The sequence below is a fragment of the Terrabacter sp. Root85 genome (assembly GCF_001429185.1).
In the GTDB taxonomy this organism is placed as follows: Bacteria; Actinomycetota; Actinomycetes; order Actinomycetales; family Dermatophilaceae; genus Terrabacter.
On sequence record NZ_LMIW01000011.1, the window covers coordinates 344,032 to 363,617 of the forward strand.

Genomic DNA, 19,586 nt, shown 5'->3' on the forward strand with positions numbered 1-19,586 from the left:
GGGAAAGACTAACCCGCCCCGGATGCTCCGGGGCGGGTCGTCGTGGGTCCTGCGGTGGGCGCGTCGCGCCTCACTCGCCGCGCATCAGGGCGCCGCGCAGGTCCTTGTTGAGCTGGTTGATGACGTCGAGCGGGATCTCCTTGGGGCAGGCCGAGGAGCACTCGCCGATGTTCGTGCAGCCGCCGAAGCCCTCGTGGTCGTGCTGGGTCACCATGTTGACGACGCGGGCGTCACGCTCCGGCTGGCCCTGGGGGAGCTCGCCGAGGTGAGTGATCTTCGCGCCCATGAAGAGCATGCCGGACGCGTTCGGGCAGGCCGCGACGCAGGCACCGCAGCCGATGCAGGCCGCCGCCATGAAGGCGCGGTCGGCCTTGGGCTTGGGCACCGGCACCGAGTGGGCCTCGGGGGCCGAGCCGGTGTTGGCGCTGATGAAGCCGCCCGCCTGGATGATGCGGTCGAAGCTGCCGCGGTCGACGACGAGGTCCTTGATGACCGGGAACGCGTCGGCGCGCCACGGCTCGATGGTGATCTCGTCCCCGTCGGAGAAGCTGCGCATGTGCAGCTGGCACGTCGTCGTGACCTCGGGGCCGTGTGCCTTGCCGGAGATCATGAGGCCGCACATGCCGCAGATGCCCTCGCGACAGTCGGAGTCGAAGGCGATCGGCTCCTCACCGCGGGCGTTGAGCTGCTCGTTGAGCACGTCGAGCATCTCGAGGAACGACATGTCCTCGGAGATGTCGGTGACCGGGTAGGTCACCATCTCGCCCTTGGCCTTGGGCCCGGACTGGCGCCAGATCTTGAGAGTCAGATTCACTTGTAGCTCCGCTGCTTCATCTCGACGAATTCGTAGACCAGGTCTTCCTTGTGCAGGACCGGCGCGCCGTCCTGACCGCCCCACTCCCACGCGGCGACGTAGGCGTACTCGTCGTCGTGACGCAGCGCCTCGCCGTCCTCGGTCTGGGACTCGGCGCGGAAGTGACCACCGCACGACTCGCGACGGTGCAGCGCGTCGATGCACATCAGCTCTCCGAGCTCGAGGAAGTCGGCGACGCGGCCGGCCTTCTCGAGGCTCTGGTTGAGCGTGTCGGCGCTGCCGAGCACCTTGACGTTGCGCCAGAACTCGTCGCGCAGGCCGCGGATGAGGTCGATGGCCTTGAGCAGCCCCTCCTCGGAGCGCTCCATGCCGCAGAACTCCCACATGATGTTGCCGAGCTCCTTGTGGAACGAGTCGACCGAGCGGTCGCCGTTGATCGACAGGAACTTGGCGACACGCGCGTCGACCGAGGCGCGGGCCTCGACGACGGCCTCGTGGGACTCCTCGAGCTTGGGGAAGGGGCCCTTGGCGAGGTAGTCGCGGATCGTGTGCGGGAGCACGAAGTAGCCGTCGGCCAGGCCCTGCATGAGTGCCGAGGCGCCGAGGCGGTTGGCGCCGTGGTCGGAGAAGTTCGCCTCGCCCGTGACGAACAGGCCCGGGATGCTCGACTGGAGGTCGTAGTCGACCCAGAGGCCGCCCATCGTGTAGTGCACCGCGGGGTAGATGCGCATCGGCACCTCGTACGGGTTCTCACCCGTGATCCGCTGGTACATGTCGAGCAGGTTGCCGTACTTCTCCGCGACGGCCTCGGCGCTCATGCGCTTCAGGGCGTCGGTGAAGTCGAGGTAGACCCCGCGGCGGAAGTCGCCGACCTTGGGACCGACGCCGCGGCCCTCGTCGCAGACGTTCTTGGCCTGGCGGCTCGCGATGTCACGAGGGACGAGGTTGCCGAACGAGGGGTAGATCCGCTCGAGGTAGTAGTCGCGGTCCTCCTCGGGGATCTGGCGCGGGTCCTTCTCGCAGTCCGCAGCGTTCTTCGGCACCCAGATGCGGCCGTCGTTGCGCAGCGACTCCGACATGAGCGTCAGCTTGCTCTGGTGCTCGCCGGCCACCGGGATGCACGTCGGGTGGATCTGCGTGTAGCAGGGGTTGGCGAAGTGAGCGCCCTTGCGGTGCGCGCGCCACGTCGCGGTGACGTTGCTGCCCATCGCGTTGGTCGAGAGGTAGAAGACGTTGCCGTAGCCGCCCGACGCGAGCACGACGGCGTCGGCGAGGTGCGTCTCGATCTCGCCCGTGACGAGGTCGCGGGCGATGATGCCGCGGGCCTGACCGTCGACGACCACGACCTCGAGCATCTCGTGGCGGCTGAACATCTCCACCGTGCCGGCCGCGACCTGGCGCTCCAGTGCTTGGTAGGCGCCGATGAGCAGCTGCTGGCCGGTCTGGCCGCGGGCGTAGAAGGTGCGCGAGACCTGGACCCCGCCGAAGGAGCGGTTGTCGAGGAGGCCGCCGTACTCGCGGGCGAAGGGCACGCCCTGCGCGACGCACTGGTCGATGATGTTGGTGCTGACCTCGGCGAGGCGGTAGACGTTCGACTCGCGCGAGCGGTAGTCGCCGCCCTTGACGGTGTCGTAGAAGAGGCGGTAGACGGAGTCGCCGTCCTCCTTGTAGTTCTTGGCGGCGTTGATCCCGCCCTGCGCGGCGATCGAGTGCGCGCGACGCGGGGAGTCCTGGTAGCAGAAGGACTTGACCTGGTAGCCGGCCTCGCCGAGTGTCGCGGCGGCCGCGCCACCGGCCAGTCCGGTGCCGACGATGATGACGGACAGCTTGCGCCGGTTGGCCGGGTTGACGAGGGAGGCCTCGAACTTGCGGGTGTTCCAGCGGCGGTCGATCGGGCCGGCCGGGGCCTTCGTGTCGCGGATCGGCTCACCCTCGGCGTATACGCCGTGGACGAGACCGGGCACGGGGGAGGAGGGCGTCGTGGATGTCGTGGTCACTGGTCAGCTTCCCTTGACGAGGCCGAAGAGGATGGCGAGCGGGGGGAGGGCGAACCCCACGCTCGTGACGAGCGCGATGACCGTCCCGAGCGTCTTGGCGCGACGGCGTGCGGCGGCATTGCCGGCCCAGCCGAGGGTCTGGGTGGCGCTCCAGACCCCGTGGTAGAGGTGCAGGCCCAGGGCGACGAGGGCGAGCAGGTAGATCAGGACGACCCACCACACCTGGAAGCTGCTGATGACGAGCAGGCCCGGGTTGCCCTCGGCCGGAAGCGAGCCGACGTTGAACTTGACGATCGTGAACTGGAGCAGGTGCCACACGAGGAAGAGGAGCAGCGCGACGCCGCCCCAGCGCATCATCTTGCTCTTGACCGTCGCACGGGCCGCGGCCTTGGCCACGTAGCGCGTCGTCCGGGCGCTGCGAGCACGGCTCCACAGGTAGAACGCGGACCACGCGTGAGCCACCAGCGCCGCGATGAGGAGGACCCGGAAGAGCCAGAGGAAGCCGGCATACGGCAGGAAGGGCGTGAACAACGTCCGGAGGTGCTCGGCGTACTCGTTGAACGCGTCGACGCCGGCGAAGATCTTGAGGTTGCCGTACATGTGCACGAGGACGTAGAACACGAACAACGCGCCCGAGCCGGCCATGAGCATCTTCATGAACACGGTGTTCCGGCGGGCCGATGCAGGTCGATTCGATCCCGTCACCGGGAGAGTTTGAGTGGCCACGGTCGAAACCTTATCCCCGAGGCTTCGCGCGGTCCGACGGCTACCGTCCGGTAGACGCCGAGTGTGACCATTTCCACTGTCATACGCCGGTCACCGAGGTCAGCGCGTTCCGGGCGCTCAGCGCTTGCGGAGACCGATCTTCGTGCCCAGCCACACGAGCGGGTCGTAGTGACGGCCGACCACGCGCTCCTTCATCGGGATGATCGCGTTGTCGGTGATCTTGATGTGCTCGGGGCAGACCTCGGTGCAGCACTTCGTGATGTTGCACATCCCGATGCCCTGGGCGTCGCGGGCGAAGTCCGCACGGTCTTCACGCGCGTCGAGCGGGTGCATGTCGAGCTCGGCCGCACGGATGAGGAAGCGGGGTCCGGCGAACGCCTCCTTGTTGTTCTCATGGTCACGCACGACGTGGCAGGTGTCCTGGCAGAGGAAGCACTCGATGCACTTGCGGAACTCCTGCGAGCGCTCGACGTCGACCTGCTGCATCCGGTAGTCGCCGGGCGCCACCCCCTCGGGCGGCGCGAACGCCGGGATCTGGCGGGCCTTCGCGTAGTTGAAGGACACGTCGGTCACGAGGTCGCGGATGACCGGGAAGGCACGCATCGGCGTCACGGTGACCACCTCGTCCTCGGTGAACGTCGACATCCGGGTCATGCACAGCAGCCGTGGCATGCCGTTGACCTCGGCGCTGCACGATCCGCACTTGCCGGCCTTGCAGTTCCAACGCACCGCGAGGTCACCCGACTGGGTGGCCTGGATGCGGTGGATGATGTCGAGCACGACCTCGCCCTCGTTGACCTCGACGGTGTAGTCGACGAGCTCGCCGCCGTCGGCGTCGCCGCGCCAGACCCGGAACCTCGCGTCGTAGCTCATGACCCGCTCCCGTCGATGGGCGTCACCGGTGCCGGCACGTCGGCCAGCTCGTCCGGCGTGAGGTACTTGGCCAGCTCGCCCGTGTCGAAGAGGGCCAGCAGGTCGCCGCGCATGGCCGGCATCGGCTGCTCGCGCACCACGATGCCGTCGCCGTCCGCCGAGCAGATGAGGTTGCGGCCCCGCCAGCGCGGGTCCATCGTCGGGTAGTCGTCGCGGGTGTGGCCACCGCGGCTCTCCTGGCGCAGCAGCGCGGCCCGGGCCACGCACTCGCTGACGGCGAGCATGTTGCGCAGGTCGAGGGCGAGGTGCCAGCCCGGGTTGAACTGCCGGTGGCCCTCCACGGTCAGGTGCTCGGCGCGGGCCTTGAGGTCCTCGAGCCGTTCGAGTGCGCGTTCGATCTCCGCGGCCGTGCGGATGATGCCGACGAGGTCGTTCATCGTCTGCTGCATCTCCTGGTGGAGGGTGTACGGGTTCTCGCCGCCCTCCTCCTCGAACGGCGCGAGCGCAGCGGCTGCGGCGGCGTCGACGACCGCCTGGTCGACGTCCGGCCGACCGTCGCCCAGTGACAGGACGTATGCCGCGGCGCCGGTTCCGGCGCGGGCGCCGAAGACGAGCAGGTCCGAGAGGGAGTTGCCGCCCAGGCGGTTGGACCCGTGCATGCCGCCGGACACCTCTCCGGCGGCGAAGAGGCCAGGCACCCCCGCGGCGGCGGCGCTGTCCGGGTCGACCTCGACACCACCCATGACGTAGTGACAGGTGGGGCCGACCTCCATCGCCTCCTTCGTGATGTCGACGTCGGCGAGCTCCTTGAACTGGTGGTGCATCGACGGCAGCTTCTTGAGGATCTCCTCGGGGGGACGCCGCGTGGCGATGTCGAGGAAGACCCCGCCGTGCGGTGACCCGCGGCCGGCCTTGACCTCCGAGTTGATGGCGCGTGCGACCTCGTCGCGGGGGAGCAGCTCCGGGGGGCGCTTGTTGTTGTCGGGGTCGGTGTACCAGCGGTCGCCCTCCTCCTCGGTCTCGGCGTACTGGCCGCGGAAGACGTCGGGCACGTAGTCGAACATGAAGCGCTTGCCCTCGGAGTTCTTCAGCACGCCGCCGTCTCCGCGCACCGACTCGGTGACGAGGATCCCCTTGACCGAGGGCGGCCACACCATGCCCGTCGGGTGGAACTGGATGAACTCCATGTTGACGAGAGTCGACCCCGCGCGCAGGGCCAGGGCGTGTCCGTCCCCGGTGTACTCCCATGAGTTCGAGGTGACCTTGAACGACTTGCCGATGCCCCCGGTGGCCAGGACGACGGCGGGGGCGTTGAAGCGGACGAACCGACCCGACTCGCGCCAGTAGCCGAAGGCGCCGCCGATGGCCCCGCTCGGGTCCTGGAGCAGGTCGGTGATCGTCACCTCGGCGAAGACCTTCAGCCGGCTCTCCGGGTCGCCGGACTCACGTTCGTCGTCCTGCTGGAGGGAGACGATCTTCTGCTGCAGCGTGCGGATCAGCTCGAGCCCGGTGCGGTCGCCGACGTGGGCGAGGCGGGGGTACTCGTGGCCCCCGAAGTTGCGCTGGCTGATCCGTCCGTCCGGAGTGCGGTCGAAGAGGGCGCCGTAGGTCTCGAGCTCCCACACGCGGTCGGGGGCCTCCTTGGCGTGCAGCTCGGCCATCCGCCACGAGTTGAGGAACTTGCCGCCGCGCATCGTGTCGCGGAAGTGCACCTGCCAGCTGTCCTTGCTGTTGACGTTGCCCATGCTCGCGGCGATGCCGCCCTCGGCCATGACGGTGTGCGCCTTGCCGAAGAGCGACTTGCAGATGATGGCCGTGCGAAGTCCTGCCTCGCGCGCGGCGATCGCGGCGCGCAGGCCCGCCCCACCGGCCCCGACGATGACGACGTCGTACTCGAAGTGCTCCAGCTCGGCGGCCATCAGTTGAAGAACCTCAGATCCGTGACGACCCCGGACGCGACCAGGGCGATGTAGGCGTCGGTCACCATGAGGGTGCCGAGCGTGGTCCAGGCCAGCTGCATGTGCCGGGTGTTGAGGCGCGAGACGACGGTCCAGGCCCGGTAGCGCATCGGGTGCTTCGAGAAGTGCTTGAGCCGGCCACCGATGAGGTGTCGGCACGAATGGCACGACGCCGTGTAGAGCCAGAGGAAGCCGACGTTGACGAGCATGATGAGCGTGCCCAGGCCCATGCCGATGCCGCCGTCTTTGCCGTGGAAGCCGTCGAAGGCGTCCAGCGTGTTCATCCCGGACACGACGACCGCGGCGTAGAAGAAGTAGCGGTGGACGTTCTGCAGGATGAGCGGGAAGCGCGTCTCGCCCGTGTACTTCGCGTGCGGCTCGGCCACGGCGCAGGCGGGCGGCGAGAGCCAGAACGACCGGTAGTACGCCTTGCGGTAGTAGTAGCAGGTGAGCCGGAAGCCCAGCAGGATCGGCAGCAGGAAGAACGCATACGGGACGAGCGGCGGGAGCTCACCCATCCAGGTGCCGAGGTGGCGGGCTCCCGGGACGCAGGAGGCGGTGACGCACGGCGAGTAGAACGGCGTGAGGTAGTGGTACGTCTCGACGAAGTAGTACCGCTGCATGGAGGTCCGCACCAGCGCGTAGAGCAGCCAGAGGACGAGCAGCGTGACGATGATGACCGGCTGGACCCACCACCGGTCGCCGCGCAGGGTGCGCCCGGGGATCTGGGCCCGCCCCGGAGCGCCGACGCCACCGGCGACGGAACCTCCTGCGCCGGAAGCCGGGTCGAGCCTCGTCTCACTCATCCTGCGAACCTCACCGTCGTTGGTCGGGCGCCGTCGCACACTCTAGTGTGACGCGCGCCACGAGGGGGTGAAGCGAGGATCGTCGACGCCTGCGTGCGCTCACCTAGGGTGGGGCCATGGTGCTCCACGCAGCGGCCGCGGCCCTCGACTGGGCCATGGACAAGTCCCTGGTCCTCGGCTACACGAAGATCGGGCCCGCCGTGCGCCGTGCCTGGTGGCCGCACGACCCGGTGCCCGGGGCACTCGTCGGGCGCCACGTGCTCGTGACCGGCGCGAGCGGTGGCCTCGGCCTGGCGACGGCTCGCGGTCTCGCGCACCTCGGCGCCGTGGTGCACCTCACCGGCCGCGACGCCTCCCGTCTCGACGACGCCCGCTCCCGGTTGCTCGCCGAGCAGCCCCTCGCGGAGGTGACGGCCCACGTCGCCGACGTCAGCGACCTCGCCGCGACTGCGGAGTTCGCGCGCCGGTTCGTCGCTGACGTGCCGCGGCTGCACGCCGTCGTCCACAACGCCGGGGTCATGCCCCCGAGACGCACGGTCACGCCGGAGGGCCACGAGCTGACCCTCGCCACCCACGTGCTCGGCCCCCACGTGCTCACCTACGGGCTCCGCGAGGCGCTCGCGGGCGGAAGGGTCGTGCTCGTGACGTCCGGCGGCGCCTACGGTCAGCGGCTCGACGTCGACGACTGGGAGTACGCGTCGGGCGACTACTCGGGTGTCACGGCCTACGCCCGCACGAAGCGCATGCAGCTGGTCCTCACCGAGCTGTGGGCGCGAGATCTCGCGTCCGACGACATCCGGGTCCACTCGATGCACCCCGGCTGGGCCGACACCCCGGGTGTCACCGATTCGCTGCCTCGCTTCGCGGCGCTCACCGGGCCGCTGCTGCGGGATGCCGACGCGGGCGCCGACACCGCGGTGTGGCTCACGGCCACGGCCGACGCGATCGGCACCGGCGGCTTCTGGCACGACCGGCGACGGCGCGCGACGCACTACGCACCCGTCGGGGTCGAGACGCCGGAGCAGGTCGCGCGGCTCTGGGCGCTCGTCCGCGAGGCGACCCGGGTGCCCGCGGCGGACGACTGAGCCCGTCGGACGGCATACGTCCTCGGTCGACGGTCAGGAGCGCAGCCAGCAAGTCCGTCGCTCGATGCGCAGGTAGCGCCTGGCGCACGAGCGAGTCGGTCGGTGGGACGTCGTCATCCCAGCCGGTAGCCGGACGATCTCAGAGGAGCTCGGTGCGGCCCCGGGCGGCCAGGGTCTCGACGACCTTCTTGACCTCCTGGGCGCGGTCGGGCCGCGTGATGAGCAGGGCGTCCTGCGTGTCGATGACGACGATGTCGTCGACGCCGATGAGCGCGACGAGCCGTCCCCCTGCCGACACCGTGGCGGTCGAGTCGATGCTGATGATGTCGTCGGCCGGGCCGATGGCGGTGATGCCCGGCAGCTCGCTCGACTCGGCGACGAGCTTGGTGAGCGAGTTGAAGTCGCCCACGTCGTCCCAGCCGAGGGCTGCGGGCACGACGGCGACGCGGCCGGCGGCGGCAGCGGGCTCGGCGACGGCGTGGTCGATGGCGATCTTCTGGAGCGACGGCCACAGGTCCCGCATGCGGCGGGGGTCTGCGGCGATGGTGCGCAGGTGGTCGACCATCTCGGCGTGGTTCTCGGCGAGCAGCTCGAGCAGGGTGGTCGCGCCGACGACGAACATGCCTGCGTTCCAGCGGTACTCGCCGCTCTCGAGGTAGCGGGTCGCGGTCTCGAGGTCGGGCTTCTCGACGAAGTCGTCGACGCGGTGGGCGCTCGGGGCACCGACGACGTCGAGCGGTGCGCCGAGCCGGATGTAGCCGAAGCCGGTGGCCGGCTCGGTCGGCTCGATGCCGATGGTGACGAGCTCGCCGCGCCGGGCGAGGACGACGGCCTCCGCGACGGCCCGCTGGAAGTTGTCGGGCTCGGTGATGACGTGGTCGGCGGCGAACGAGCCGAGCACGGCCTCGGGGTCGCGTCGCTCGAGGACGGCGGCGGCGAGCCCGATGGCAGGCATCGAGTCGCGGGGCGACGGCTCGCCGATGACGGCGTCGTAGCCGAGCATCGGCAGCTGGCGGCGCACCGCCTCCTCGTGGGCGACCCCGGTGACGACGAGGATCCGGTCGTCGACGAGCGGCTCGAGGCGGTCCCACGTGGCGCGCAGCAGCGACTGCCCCGACCCGGTCAGGTCGTGCAGGAACTTCGGCGAGCTGCGGCGCGAGATGGGCCACAGCCGGGTGCCCGAGCCGCCGGCGGGGATCACGGCCCAGAAGCCGGGGATGCCTGTCATGGGGGACACCGTACCGACCCGTCCGGCGATGCCCGAACCCGTCCGAAGGCGCCGGTGCCCCGGCAGCGACCGGTGGCGATCGGCGGCGACCGGCTGACCACCGGCGGTGAGGTCAGCCGATGTCGCGACGCCGCAGGGCCGCGACCCCCGCCGCGCTGAGGGCGGCGGCGACGAGGGTGAGCCCCACGAGGGGGGCGGCTCCGACCGTGCCGCCAGGCAGCGCCGGCAGGTGCGTGAACGGTGAGAGGTCGACGAGCCAGCCCGGCAGGTCGAGCAGGTCGCCGAACTCACCGAGCAGGAGGAAGACGATGAGCGCGGCCCAGGCCAGGCCGGTGAAGCGGGGGAGCGCGCCGTAGAGCAGGACGGCGACGGCCAGGACCACCCACACGGCGGGGAGGGTCGAGAGGGCGGCTCCGACGAGGCGCCCCACGGTCCCGCCGACGTCGCCCACGTCGGCTCCGTGGACGAGGCCGGCCACGACGACGCTGACGAGCATGACGACGGCCGAGGCGACGACGGCGATGACGATGTGTCCGAGGGCCCATCCGGTGCGTCGCACCGGCGTCGCGAGGAGGGACTCGAGGCGCGTCGTCGTCTCCTCGGTGTGCATCCTCGTGACGAGGGCGATGGCCAGGGCCGACGCGCCGATGGCCGCGAAGTGCAGCTCGGTGGAGAAGTAGATGTCGGTGATGGAGCCGGCGTCGCCGCCCATGGCCCGCAGCATGTCGGCGACCTCGGGCGAGTCGACGAACGTCTCGACGCTGCCCGCGATCGACCCGAGGACGACGCCGAGGACGGCGTACGCCACGACCCAGCCGACGAGCGTGCCGCGGGCCAGACGCCGGGTCAGGGCTCCGGCGGTGCGGACGGGGCTGCGGTCGTGTCCGGCTCGGCTCGGCAGCACCCCGGACCCGAGGTCCCGCCGGTCGAGCAGCACGAAGGCTGCGGCCACGAGTGCGGCGTAGAGCGCGAGCCCGAGCACCGCGACCCAGTAGCGGTTCTCGCCGTAGGGCGACACCTTGACGCCCCAGCCGAGCGGCGACAGCCAGGACAGGAAGCGGGCCGGGCTGTCGCCGCCGGCGGTGTCGCCCACGGCCCGGACGAGGAAGGCGACGGCCAGCGCGCCGAGCGACCACGCAGCAGTGCCACGGGTGCTTGAGGTCAGCTGCGCGGCGACCGCGGTGACGCCGACCCACGACAGCCCCATGACGAGCCAGGAGACACCGAGGGCGACCGATCCGGCGGGGTCGAGCCCGACGGCGATCGACCAGACGACCGTGAGGACGACGGTGAGCAGCACGGCGGCCGTGCCGAGCAGCACGGCGGCCGTCAGCGCGGCACGGCGCCCGACGACGCCGGCACCGAGCAGCTCGAGCCGCCCGGCCTCCTCCTCCGTCCGCGTGTGGCGCCGGACGACGACGTAGGCGAGCAGCGCGAGGAAGACGCCGCCGAGCAGCACCGACTTGAGCGTCGCGATCGAGTCGATGCTGAGGCTCGAGATCGGCCCGTACATCGCGACGAGCGCCGGGTTGGCGAGCGTCGAGGCCATCCCCTGCTGCGCCGACGCGAGATCGGGGAAGAGCGCGAACGTCGCCTTCGCCGACAGGGCGACGAAGGCGGCGAGGCCGAACGCGCTCACCGGGACGAGCACCCGGTCGCGCCGGGCGGCGAGCCGCAGCAGCGAGGTGGTCCCGGTCAGACCGACGCCGGCCTTACGTGCGGGGACGGCCAGGGCGGTCACGATGTCGCCGTCGACGTCGTGCGGTACTGGTCCATGAACAGCTCCTCGAGCGTCGGCGGGGCGCTCGTCAGGGCCGTGATCCCGTGGGTCCCGAGCACCTCGAGCAGGCGCCCGAGGTCGTCGCCGCCGACGGTGCAGGTCACCCGGTCACCGGACACGACGACGTCGCCCACGCCCGGGAGCCCGGTGAGCAGGGCCGGGTCGACCGGGCGCGCGAGGGTCGCCCGGACGGTCGTGCGGGACAGGTGGCGCAGGTCGGTCAGGGTGCCCGACTCGACGTTGACTCCGGCGCGGATGATGCTGACGCGGTCGCACACCTGCTCCACCTCGGAGAGGATGTGGCTCGACAGGAGCACCGTGCCGCCGCCCTGGCGGAACTCGTGGACGACGTCGCGGAACACGGCCTCCATGAGCGGGTCGAGACCCGAGGTGGGCTCGTCGAGCAGCAGCAGCTCGACGTCGGAGCTCAGGGCCGCGACGAGGGCCACCTTCTGCCGGTTGCCCTTCGAGTAGGACCGACCCTTCTTGGTGGGGTCGAGGTCGAACCGTTCGAGCATCGACGCGCGCCGCTTCTCGTCCACGCCCCCTCGGAGCCGGGCGAGGATGTCGATGACCTCACCTCCGGTGAGGTTGGGCCAGAGGGCGACGTCGCCGGGGACGTAGGCGAGGCGGCGGTGCAGCGTCTCGACCTCGTGCCACGGGTCGCCGCCGAGCAGCGTCGCGCTGCCGCCGTCGGCGCGCAGCAGGCCGAGCAGGATGCGGATCGTCGTGGACTTGCCGGCGCCGTTGGGGCCGAGGAAGCCGTGGATCTCACCGGTGGCCACGTCGAGGTCGAGCCCGTCGAGAGCGACGGTGTGCCCGAAGGTCTTGCGCAGGTCGTGGACCTGAATGGCGGAGGTCATGGATCGACGGTACACAACTTTCACGGTTTACTGAATGCTGTGAGAGTTGGGTTAGGGTCGGTGCACGCGACGGAGGAGGAGTGGTGACGTCAGTGCGACAGCGGTCGAGCCGCGATGAACGGGCCGTCTCGGCCTACGTGGAGCGTCTCGGCGACACCCTCACCGACGCCGGTATGCCGCGCCTGGCCGCACGCGTCTTCGCCCAGCTGCTCGCCGACGACGACGGGCGGATGACCGCTGCAGAGCTGACGGAGTCGCTCGACGTGAGCCCGGCCGCGGTGTCCGGTGCCGTGCGCTACCTGACCCAGACCTACCTCATCGGCAAGGAGCGCGAGCGCGGGTCCCGCCGAGACGTCTACGTCGTGCAGGCCGACGCCTGGCACGGCGCGATGCTCTCGCGCGACCGGATGCTGGCCCAGATCGAGACGAGCCTGCGTGCGGGGGTGCCCGCCGTCGGTGGCCTCGACACCGAGGCCGGTCGGCGCCTGCAGCTCTCGGTGGCCTTCCTCGAGTTCCTCGGCGACCGGCTCGGCGAGCTCGAGGGGGAGTGGGCCGCCCACAAGGCCGAGATCACTCGCACCTGGCCGTCCGTCACCCCCTGACCCTCACCCGTCGAGAGGCCACTATCTGCGGGTCCCAACCCGTCGAGAGGCCACGTTCCGTCGGGACCCGGGGTGACGGCATACGCCCTCGGTGACGTGAGATCGGCAACGTTCGACCGGCGGGCGGCAGCGGCGGACCGCCACGCCGATACGCTCGGCAACATGGCTGACAGCACTGGTGCGCGCTCCGAGTCCGACCTGCCCATCGAGCCCGTCTACGACGCGTCGGCCCTCGCCGGCTTCGACGCCGACAGCAAGCTCGGCGCGCCCGGCAGCTACCCCTTCACCCGCGGCGTCTACCCGTCGATGTACACCGGACGTCCGTGGACGATGCGCCAGTACGCCGGCTTCGGCACCGCGAAGGAGAGCAACCAGCGCTACCACCAGCTCGTCAAGGCGGGCACAGGCGGCCTGTCCGTCGCCTTCGACCTGCCGACGCAGATGGGCTACGACTCCGACGAGGCCATCGCGCACGGCGAGGTCGGCAAGGTCGGCGTCGCCATCGACAGCCTCGACGACATGCGCACGCTCTTCGACGGCCTGCCGCTCGACAAGATCTCGACGTCGATGACGATCAACGCGCCCGGCTCGACGCTGCTCCTGCTCTACCAGCTCGTCGCGGAGGAGCAGGGCGTCGCCGGTGACCAGCTGACCGGCACGATCCAGAACGACGTGCTCAAGGAGTACATCGCCCGCGGCACCTACATCTACCCGCCGCGCGAGTCCCTGCGCCTCATCGCCGACATCTTCGCCTACTGCCACAAGGAGATGCCGCGCTGGAACACCATCTCCATCTCCGGCTACCACATGGCCGAGGCCGGGGCGACGCCCGTGCAGGAGATCGCCTTCACGATCGCCAACGCCGTCGAGTACGTCCGCGCCGCGCAGGCCGCCGGGCTGCACGTCGACGACTTCGCGCCGCGCCTCTCCTTCTTCTTCGTCGCACGCACGACCCTCATCGAGGAGGTGGCGAAGTTCCGCGCGGCCCGCCGCATCTGGGCGCGGATCATGAAGGAGGAGTTCGGTGCCCAGAACCCGAAGTCGATGATGCTGCGCTTCCACACGCAGACCGCGGGCGTCCAGCTGACCGCCCAGCAGCCCGAGGTCAACCTCGTCCGCGTCGCGCTCCAGGGTCTCGGAGCGGTGCTCGGCGGCACGCAGTCACTGCACACCAACTCCTTCGACGAGGCCATCGCCCTGCCGACCGAGAAGGCCGCGCGGCTCGCGCTGCGCACCCAGCAGGTCATCGCCTACGAGACCGACGTGACGAAAACCGTTGACCCGTTTGCCGGTTCGTACGTCGTCGAGTCGATGACCGACGAGATCGAGGAGGCGGCGCTCGCGCTCATCCAGGCTGTCGAGGACAAGGGCGGTGCGGTCGCGGCCATCGAGCAGGGCTTCCAGAAGGGCGAGATCGAGCGATCGGCGTACCGCGTCCAGCTCGAGATCGACAACGCTGAGCGCACCGTGGTCGGCGTGAACCGCTTCGTCCTCGATCAGGAGGACCACTACGAGCCGCTCCGCGTCGACCCGACGATCGAGGCCGACCAGCGCGCCCGGCTCGAGGCCCTGCGCGCTGACCGCGACAACGACGCCGTGGCAGCGGCGCTCGCGAAGCTCCAGGACGCAGCGCGCGGCACCGACAACGTCCTCTACCCGATGAAGGAGGCGCTCGCGGCGCGCGCCACGGGCGGCGAGGTCGCCCACGCCCTCCGCGCGGTCTGGGGCACCTACCAGCCCCGCGAGACCTTCTGAGCCACACGGCATATGCCAGCCGTACGCCGTCGACCCGACCGGCCGGGTCAACCAACCGGCCGCAACCCGAAAACCAGGCCTCAGCGGCCCTTTCGCCGGTTCGGACCTGTTACCTGACCCGTCCTGAGCCGACGCAGGCCCTGGGAGCGACGCAGCGCGACGACGTCCTCGATGGCACGCCGCACCACGTCCGGCTCGAACATCACCTGCTCCCAGGTGAACCGGAGCACGAGCCAGTCGCGAGTGACGAGGCCGTTGTAGCGGCGGCAGTCCCGGTCGAACGCCTTCCGCTCCGAGTGGAACTCGTGGCTGTCCGCCTCCAGGACGATCCGCAGGTCCTCGTCGGCCAGGGTCGACGCGGGCGTAGAAGCTGTCGTAGCGGATGCGTGTCTGCGGCTCGACGACGAGGCCGGCCACCTCCTGGGCGATGGCGCGCAGCACGCTCTCGAAGGGGTTGGCCGCACGACGGTCCGCTGCCCCCATGACCCGAGCCACCCGACTGCGCTGTCGCGGACCCAGCCACGCCGCGCGCTCCACGACGGGCCCTCGTCCGAGGCCGGAACGCAGAGCCGAGTCGGCCACGGCGAGCGCCTCGTCGAACGGCAGGTCGAGGCAGCAGTCGATGACGGTGCGCACCGGCGAGGTGACCCAGCCGTCGATGACGTCCTCGACGTCGAGGTCGCGCCAGTGCACGGCTGCGGCGGCCTGCGCATCACGGGTCAGGTGACGCTTGCGCCGCACTGTGACATGGGGTCGTTCCGGGACGGTCTTGACCTTCCAGCCCCAGTGGTTGGCTGCGGTGGTGTGTGAGGCCGTGCCCGTCAGGCGCAGCGCCTCCCGCCGACCGCTCTGCGCGAGCGGGAGGCTGTACCACCCGTGCGCCACCCGCACGACGCCCCCTTCGGCGAGCGCCGCGTCGATCCGCCGCCAGTGGGTCAGCGCCCGGAGCCGGTCACGGCGGGCGATGCCTCCCAGTCGGGCGAGGGCGGTCTCGGGACGCAGGTACGGCATACCTCAGCGTGTCCCGCCGGCTGACGCCCGTGGGCCGTCCGTCCACAGGGTCGACCGACAGGACGTCGGGCGGCCAGCGCGCCGGTGAAGCCCGTGTGCGGCCTGCTGCCTGTTGGTTGACCCGGTGGCGGACCGGGGGCGTATGCCGTTCAGCCGGGCCGGGCGCCCACGCGCGCTGCCGCGGCGCTGCCGGCCGCGACCCCGGCCCGCAACGCGCTGGTCCGGTCCTGGCCGCCGAGCCAGGCCGACAGGAGCCCGGCGTTGAAGGCGTCACCGCACCCGGTGGCGTCGACGTTCTCGACGACCGGCGCCTCGGCCGACTCGTCGACGCCGTCGGCACCGACCCACCGGGCCCCGGCCGCGCCGTACGTCGCGACGACCTCGCTCGTGTGCCCCAGGATCGCGGCCAGTCCTCCGAGCGCGGCGACCTCGTTCTCGTTGGGCAGCAGCAGGTCCACGCCCGTCACCCAACCGAGGAAGGTGTCGACGCCTTCCCGCTCGATGAGGGCCGGCGACTGCGGGTCGACCGACGTCGTCCACCCGAGCGACCGCGCCTGGCGCAGCGACTCGAGACCGGCCGCACGCGACCCGGCGTCGAAGAGCACGTAGCCCGACAGGTGCAGGTGCGGCCGAGGCTCGGCTGGGAGCCCCAGCGAGGCGAGGTCGACGTCCGCTACCGCGAAGGCCTTGTTGGCGCCACGGTCGGGAAACATCGTCCGGTCACCGTGGGCGTCGAGCAGGATGACGACCATGCACGTCGGCAGCCTGGCGTCGACCGCGAACGCGCAGGTGACGCCGGCGGACTCGAGCTCGCGTCGGCAGGTCGTTCCCGCGGCGTCGTCGCCGATGCGGGCCACGAGGGTCACGTCGGCCCCGAGGCCGGCCAGCCACGAGGCGGAGTTGGCACCGGCCCCGCCCGGCACGAGGGCGACGGCCGACGGGGTGTCGGAGTGCCACCGGATGTCGCCCGAGGGGCGGGTGATGACGTCGAGCCCGACGTCGCCGACGACGACGACCGGCCGCGTCGTCATGCCGACCGGGTCGCGAGCTGGGACGCGACCTCGGTCGCCACCTCTCCCGCGAGGCGCGCGTTCGACAGGACGAGCTCGACGTTGGCGCGGAGCGACTCGCCGCCGGAGTGGTCGTGGAAGTACTCGAGCAGCCGCGGCGTGACGTCCTTGCCGTGCACGCCCTCGCGCTCGAGGAGCGCGAGCCCCTCCTCGACGAGCCGGTCGTGCAGTCCGCGCTCGACCTGACGGTCGGCGGGCAGCGGGTTCGCGAGGACCACACCGGCGGCGTCGGTCCCGAGGCGACCCCGGGCGACGACGACCCGTGCGGCCTCGGCCGCGGACTCGACCCGCCACGGCACGGGCTGCCCGGAGTCCGAGAGGTAGAAGCCGGGGAACGCGTCGGTCCGGTAGCCGAGCACCGGCACCGACAGCGTCTCGAGCGTCTCGAGCGTGCCGGCCACGTCGAGGATCGACTTGACCCCGGCGCACACGACGAGCACCGGCGTGGTCGCGATGACCCCGAGGTCGGCGGAGACGTCGAAGGTCTCGGACGCCCCGCGGTGCACGCCGCCGAGCCCACCGGTCGCGAACACCCGGATGCCCGCGAGGTGTGCGAGCGCGGACGTCGAAGCGACCGTTGTCGCTCCCGAAAATCCAAGTGCCGCAGCGACGCCCACGTCACGGACCGACAGCTTGGCGATGTCCGGGTCGGTGCACACGCGCTCGACCTCGGCAGCCCCGAGGCCGATGTGCACGACGCCGTCGAGCACGGCGATCGTCGCGGGCACCGACCCGCCCGCGCGCACGGCGCCCTCGATCTGCCCACCGATCTCGATGTTGTCGGGGTGGGGGAGGCCGTGGGCGAGGATGGTGCTCTCGAGGGCGACGACACCGACCCCGGCATCGAGCGCCTCGCGCACCTCCTCGTGGACGACGAGCAGGTCGGACTCCGGAAGGCGCTGCGGCATGGCGCAGAGCCTAGTTCGGCGCCCTCCGGGGACCCGCGTGGCCCCGCCCGCTGCGGGGGCACGCGGCGCACTCGCGCATCCCGGGGATCGCGTAGATGAAGCAGCACGAGACCCGGGTCGGCTCGGCGCCGACGCTCTCCCCGGCCGCGCCGCGCGCGAGGCGCACGGCCGTCGCCCACATGTCGCCGACCACGCCCCACCGCTGCCGCGAGCCCATCCGCACGTCGGGGGCGTATGCCGTCACGACCTCCGAGACGAGCGCGAGGTATGCGGTCCGGGCCCGTTCCAGACGCCGCGCCGGGTCGTCGTCGACGGCCAGCGAGGTCCGCTCGGGGGCGACGACGATGCGGAACGGGTCGAGGCCGGGCGCGAGCTCGAAACCGAGCCCGGCGCCCGACGGCACGAGGAGCCAGGGACCGAGCACGGCGGCATACGCCATCGGGGAGGCGGCCACCTCGCACCACCACTGGAGGACGAAGGCGGCGGGCACGTGCGGCCGCACCGTCGTCGCGTTGCGCTGCTCCATCTGCACGTGGAGCGCCGAGCGCCACGGCGCGAGCGGGTCCGCACCCGCCCGCACGTGCGCCACCACGTCCGCGGTCCAGACGGTCGCGGGGGAGACCCGGCTCGTCACGGTGGTGAAGGGCATCGCCCGGTCGACGAGCCCGACGACGTGCCGGACGGCGTCCGTCCCGAGGGACGTCCCCGTGGGTGCCTCCGACTCCACGCGTGACCTCTCCCTCCGTGCTCCGACCGGTCCCGGTGACCCCGGCCTGCGAGGGTCGACCCCATCCTCTCGCTAGACTCCCGTGCTCGTGACCGACCGCTCCGCTTCGCTGCCCTTCGAGGCCATCGCCCGAACCGTCGAGCAGCATGCCGCGGAGCTGGTCGCGATCCGTCGCGACCTGCACACGCACCCGGAGCTCGGACGTGGCGAGGTGCGCACGACGGCACTCGTCGCCGAGCGTCTCGAGCGCGCCGGCATCGGCGTCCGGCGACTGCGCGGCACGGGCCTCGTCGCCGACCTCGGCGCCACGAACCCCTCGCACCGGATCGCGCTGCGCGCCGACATCGACGCCCTGCCGATCCGTGAGCAGACCGGCCTCGAGTTCGCGTCCCGGACCGACGGCGTCAGCCACTCGTGCGGCCACGACGTGCACACGACCGCGCTCATCGGCGCGGCGCTCGCCCTCAAGGAGGTCGAGGAGCGGCTCGCCTCGGCCGGCGTCGGCGCGCGGCTGATCTTCCAGCCCGCCGAGGAGCTCATGCCCGGCGGCGCCGAGGACGTCGTGGCCCAGGACGGCCTCGTCGGGGTCGACCGGATCTTCGCGCTCCACTGCGACCCCAACCTCGACGCGGGCCAGGTGGGCCTGCGCGTCGGCGCCATCACCGCGGCCGCCGACCAGATCGAGGTCACGCTCTCCGGTCGGGGCGGCCACACGTCGCGCCCGCACCTCACCCAGGACCTCACGTACGCCCTCGCCAAGGTCGTCACCGACGTGCCGGCCGTCCTGTCACGCCGACTCGACCCGCGCGCGGGCGCGGCTCTCGTGTGGGGCTCGATCCACTCCGGCGGGGCGCACAACGTCATCCCGTCGTCGGGCAAGGTCGGCGGCACGCTGCGCATGCTCGACGCCGGCATCTGGGAGGGCGTCGAGCGCCTCCTCGAGGCCGTCGTCCACGAGGTCGTCAAGCCGTATGCCGTCCAGGCCGACGTGCTCATCACCAAGGGCGTGCCCCCGGTCGTCAACGACGCCGGCTGCATCGACGCCCTCACGGCCGCCGTGACCGGCACCGGGTCGTTCGTCGCGCCGACGCCGCAGTCGCTCGGCGGCGAGGACTTCGCGTGGTACCTCACCCACGTGCCCGGCGCCATGGCCCGGCTCGGGACCCGCTCACCCGGCGGCCCGACCTACGACCTGCACCGGGGCGACCTCGTCGTCGACGAGGGCGCGATCGTCGTCGGGGCCCGGACGTTGGCCGGTGTCGTCTTCGCGGCGGCCGCCCGACTGGCCGGCACACCGGCCCTCGGGGGCGTCTCTCCTCTGAGCGCGGTCGCGGATCGGTAACACTTCCTGCGACTTCCCCCGAGCCGAACAGATCTTGTCGT

Annotated in this window: 17 protein-coding genes; 4 read left to right on the forward strand and 13 right to left on the reverse strand. The window is 71.3% G+C overall.

The window, feature by feature from the left end; all coding sequences use genetic code 11:
* Nucleotides 1-70 precede the first annotated feature (70 nt).
* From ASE25_RS17750 to ASE25_RS17775, 6 genes are all read right to left on the reverse strand, one after another.
* A complete protein-coding gene (locus tag ASE25_RS17750; protein WP_056778567.1) occupies nucleotides 71-814 on the reverse strand; it encodes a succinate dehydrogenase/fumarate reductase iron-sulfur subunit in 744 nt (247 codons plus the stop codon).
* Nucleotides 811-2,778 carry a fumarate reductase/succinate dehydrogenase flavoprotein subunit gene (locus ASE25_RS17755; protein WP_157623494.1) on the reverse strand — a complete coding sequence of 656 codons (1,968 nt, stop codon included), beginning with the start codon at nucleotides 2,776-2,778 and terminating at the stop codon, nucleotides 811-813. The genes ASE25_RS17750 and ASE25_RS17755 overlap by 4 nt, the downstream gene beginning before the upstream one ends.
* A gap of 36 nt (nucleotides 2,779-2,814) precedes the next feature.
* Complete coding sequence (locus ASE25_RS17760; protein WP_200959155.1) at nucleotides 2,815-3,468, reverse strand: succinate dehydrogenase cytochrome b subunit; 654 nt, start codon at nucleotides 3,466-3,468, stop codon at nucleotides 2,815-2,817.
* Between the two features lie 186 nt (nucleotides 3,469-3,654).
* Entirely contained in the window at nucleotides 3,655-4,410 is a 756-nt protein-coding gene (locus ASE25_RS17765; protein WP_056826873.1) for a succinate dehydrogenase/fumarate reductase iron-sulfur subunit, read from the reverse strand.
* A complete protein-coding gene (locus tag ASE25_RS17770) occupies nucleotides 4,407-6,329 on the reverse strand; it encodes a fumarate reductase/succinate dehydrogenase flavoprotein subunit (RefSeq protein ID WP_056826874.1) in 1,923 nt (640 codons plus the stop codon). Before ASE25_RS17770 ends, ASE25_RS17765 begins: the two co-directional genes overlap by 4 nt.
* On the reverse strand, nucleotides 6,329-7,174 hold the full coding sequence (locus ASE25_RS17775; protein WP_056826875.1) for a hypothetical protein: 846 nt from the start codon (nucleotides 7,172-7,174) through the stop codon (nucleotides 6,329-6,331). The genes ASE25_RS17770 and ASE25_RS17775 overlap by 1 nt, the downstream gene beginning before the upstream one ends.
* A 116-nt stretch (nucleotides 7,175-7,290) precedes the next feature.
* Here ASE25_RS17775 and ASE25_RS17780 point away from each other — a divergent pair, with 116 nt between their 5' ends.
* Nucleotides 7,291-8,259: an SDR family NAD(P)-dependent oxidoreductase gene (locus ASE25_RS17780; protein ID WP_056778585.1), complete on the forward strand. Its 969-nt coding sequence runs from the start codon at nucleotides 7,291-7,293 to the stop codon at nucleotides 8,257-8,259.
* Nucleotides 8,260-8,398: 139 nt separating this feature from the next.
* Here the strand turns inward: ASE25_RS17780 and ASE25_RS17785 are convergent, their stop codons facing one another.
* The 3 genes from ASE25_RS17785 to ASE25_RS17795 all read right to left on the reverse strand — a co-directional run bounded on the left by ASE25_RS17785 (nucleotide 8,399) and on the right by ASE25_RS17795 (nucleotide 12,130).
* Complete coding sequence (locus ASE25_RS17785; RefSeq protein ID WP_056778594.1) at nucleotides 8,399-9,487, reverse strand: mannose-1-phosphate guanylyltransferase; 1,089 nt, start codon at nucleotides 9,485-9,487, stop codon at nucleotides 8,399-8,401.
* A gap of 112 nt (nucleotides 9,488-9,599) precedes the next feature.
* Nucleotides 9,600-11,228 carry an ABC transporter permease gene (locus ASE25_RS17790; RefSeq protein WP_056826876.1) on the reverse strand — a complete coding sequence of 543 codons (1,629 nt, stop codon included), beginning with the start codon at nucleotides 11,226-11,228 and terminating at the stop codon, nucleotides 9,600-9,602.
* On the reverse strand, nucleotides 11,225-12,130 hold the full coding sequence (locus tag ASE25_RS17795) for an ABC transporter ATP-binding protein (protein ID WP_056826877.1): 906 nt from the start codon (nucleotides 12,128-12,130) through the stop codon (nucleotides 11,225-11,227). The genes ASE25_RS17790 and ASE25_RS17795 overlap by 4 nt, the downstream gene beginning before the upstream one ends.
* Before the next feature lie 83 nt (nucleotides 12,131-12,213).
* On the opposite strand from ASE25_RS17795, the gene ASE25_RS17800 reads away from it, so the two are divergent.
* Together ASE25_RS17800 and ASE25_RS17805 are read left to right on the forward strand one after the other, a co-directional pair.
* Nucleotides 12,214-12,732 (forward strand): GbsR/MarR family transcriptional regulator, encoded by a 519-nt coding sequence (locus ASE25_RS17800; RefSeq protein ID WP_235508739.1) that lies wholly within the window; start codon nucleotides 12,214-12,216, stop codon nucleotides 12,730-12,732.
* A 162-nt stretch (nucleotides 12,733-12,894) separates the two neighbouring features.
* On the forward strand, nucleotides 12,895-14,487 hold the full coding sequence (locus ASE25_RS17805; protein ID WP_056778727.1) for a methylmalonyl-CoA mutase: 1,593 nt from the start codon (nucleotides 12,895-12,897) through the stop codon (nucleotides 14,485-14,487).
* 80 nt (nucleotides 14,488-14,567) lie between these two features.
* On the opposite strand, the gene ASE25_RS23830 is transcribed toward ASE25_RS17805, so the two are convergent.
* The 4 genes from ASE25_RS23830 to ASE25_RS17825 all read right to left on the reverse strand — a co-directional run bounded on the left by ASE25_RS23830 (nucleotide 14,568) and on the right by ASE25_RS17825 (nucleotide 18,203).
* A complete protein-coding gene (locus ASE25_RS23830) occupies nucleotides 14,568-15,200 on the reverse strand; it encodes a DUF559 domain-containing protein (RefSeq protein ID WP_157623492.1) in 633 nt (210 codons plus the stop codon).
* 447 nt (nucleotides 15,201-15,647) lie between these two features.
* Entirely contained in the window at nucleotides 15,648-16,529 is an 882-nt protein-coding gene (locus ASE25_RS17815; protein ID WP_056826879.1) for a carbohydrate kinase family protein, read from the reverse strand.
* Nucleotides 16,526-17,476, reverse strand: a complete 951-nt coding sequence (locus ASE25_RS17820; RefSeq protein ID WP_056826880.1) for a pseudouridine-5'-phosphate glycosidase — start codon at nucleotides 17,474-17,476, stop codon at nucleotides 16,526-16,528. Before ASE25_RS17820 ends, ASE25_RS17815 begins: the two co-directional genes overlap by 4 nt.
* A 10-nt stretch (nucleotides 17,477-17,486) precedes the next feature.
* Complete coding sequence (locus tag ASE25_RS17825; RefSeq protein ID WP_056826881.1) at nucleotides 17,487-18,203, reverse strand: (2Fe-2S)-binding protein; 717 nt, start codon at nucleotides 18,201-18,203, stop codon at nucleotides 17,487-17,489.
* Nucleotides 18,204-18,285: 82 nt separating this feature from the next.
* On the opposite strand from ASE25_RS17825, the gene ASE25_RS17830 reads away from it, so the two are divergent.
* Entirely contained in the window at nucleotides 18,286-19,545 is a 1,260-nt protein-coding gene (locus tag ASE25_RS17830; protein ID WP_056778610.1) for an amidohydrolase, read from the forward strand.
* The last annotated feature ends 41 nt before the right edge of the window (nucleotides 19,546-19,586 follow it).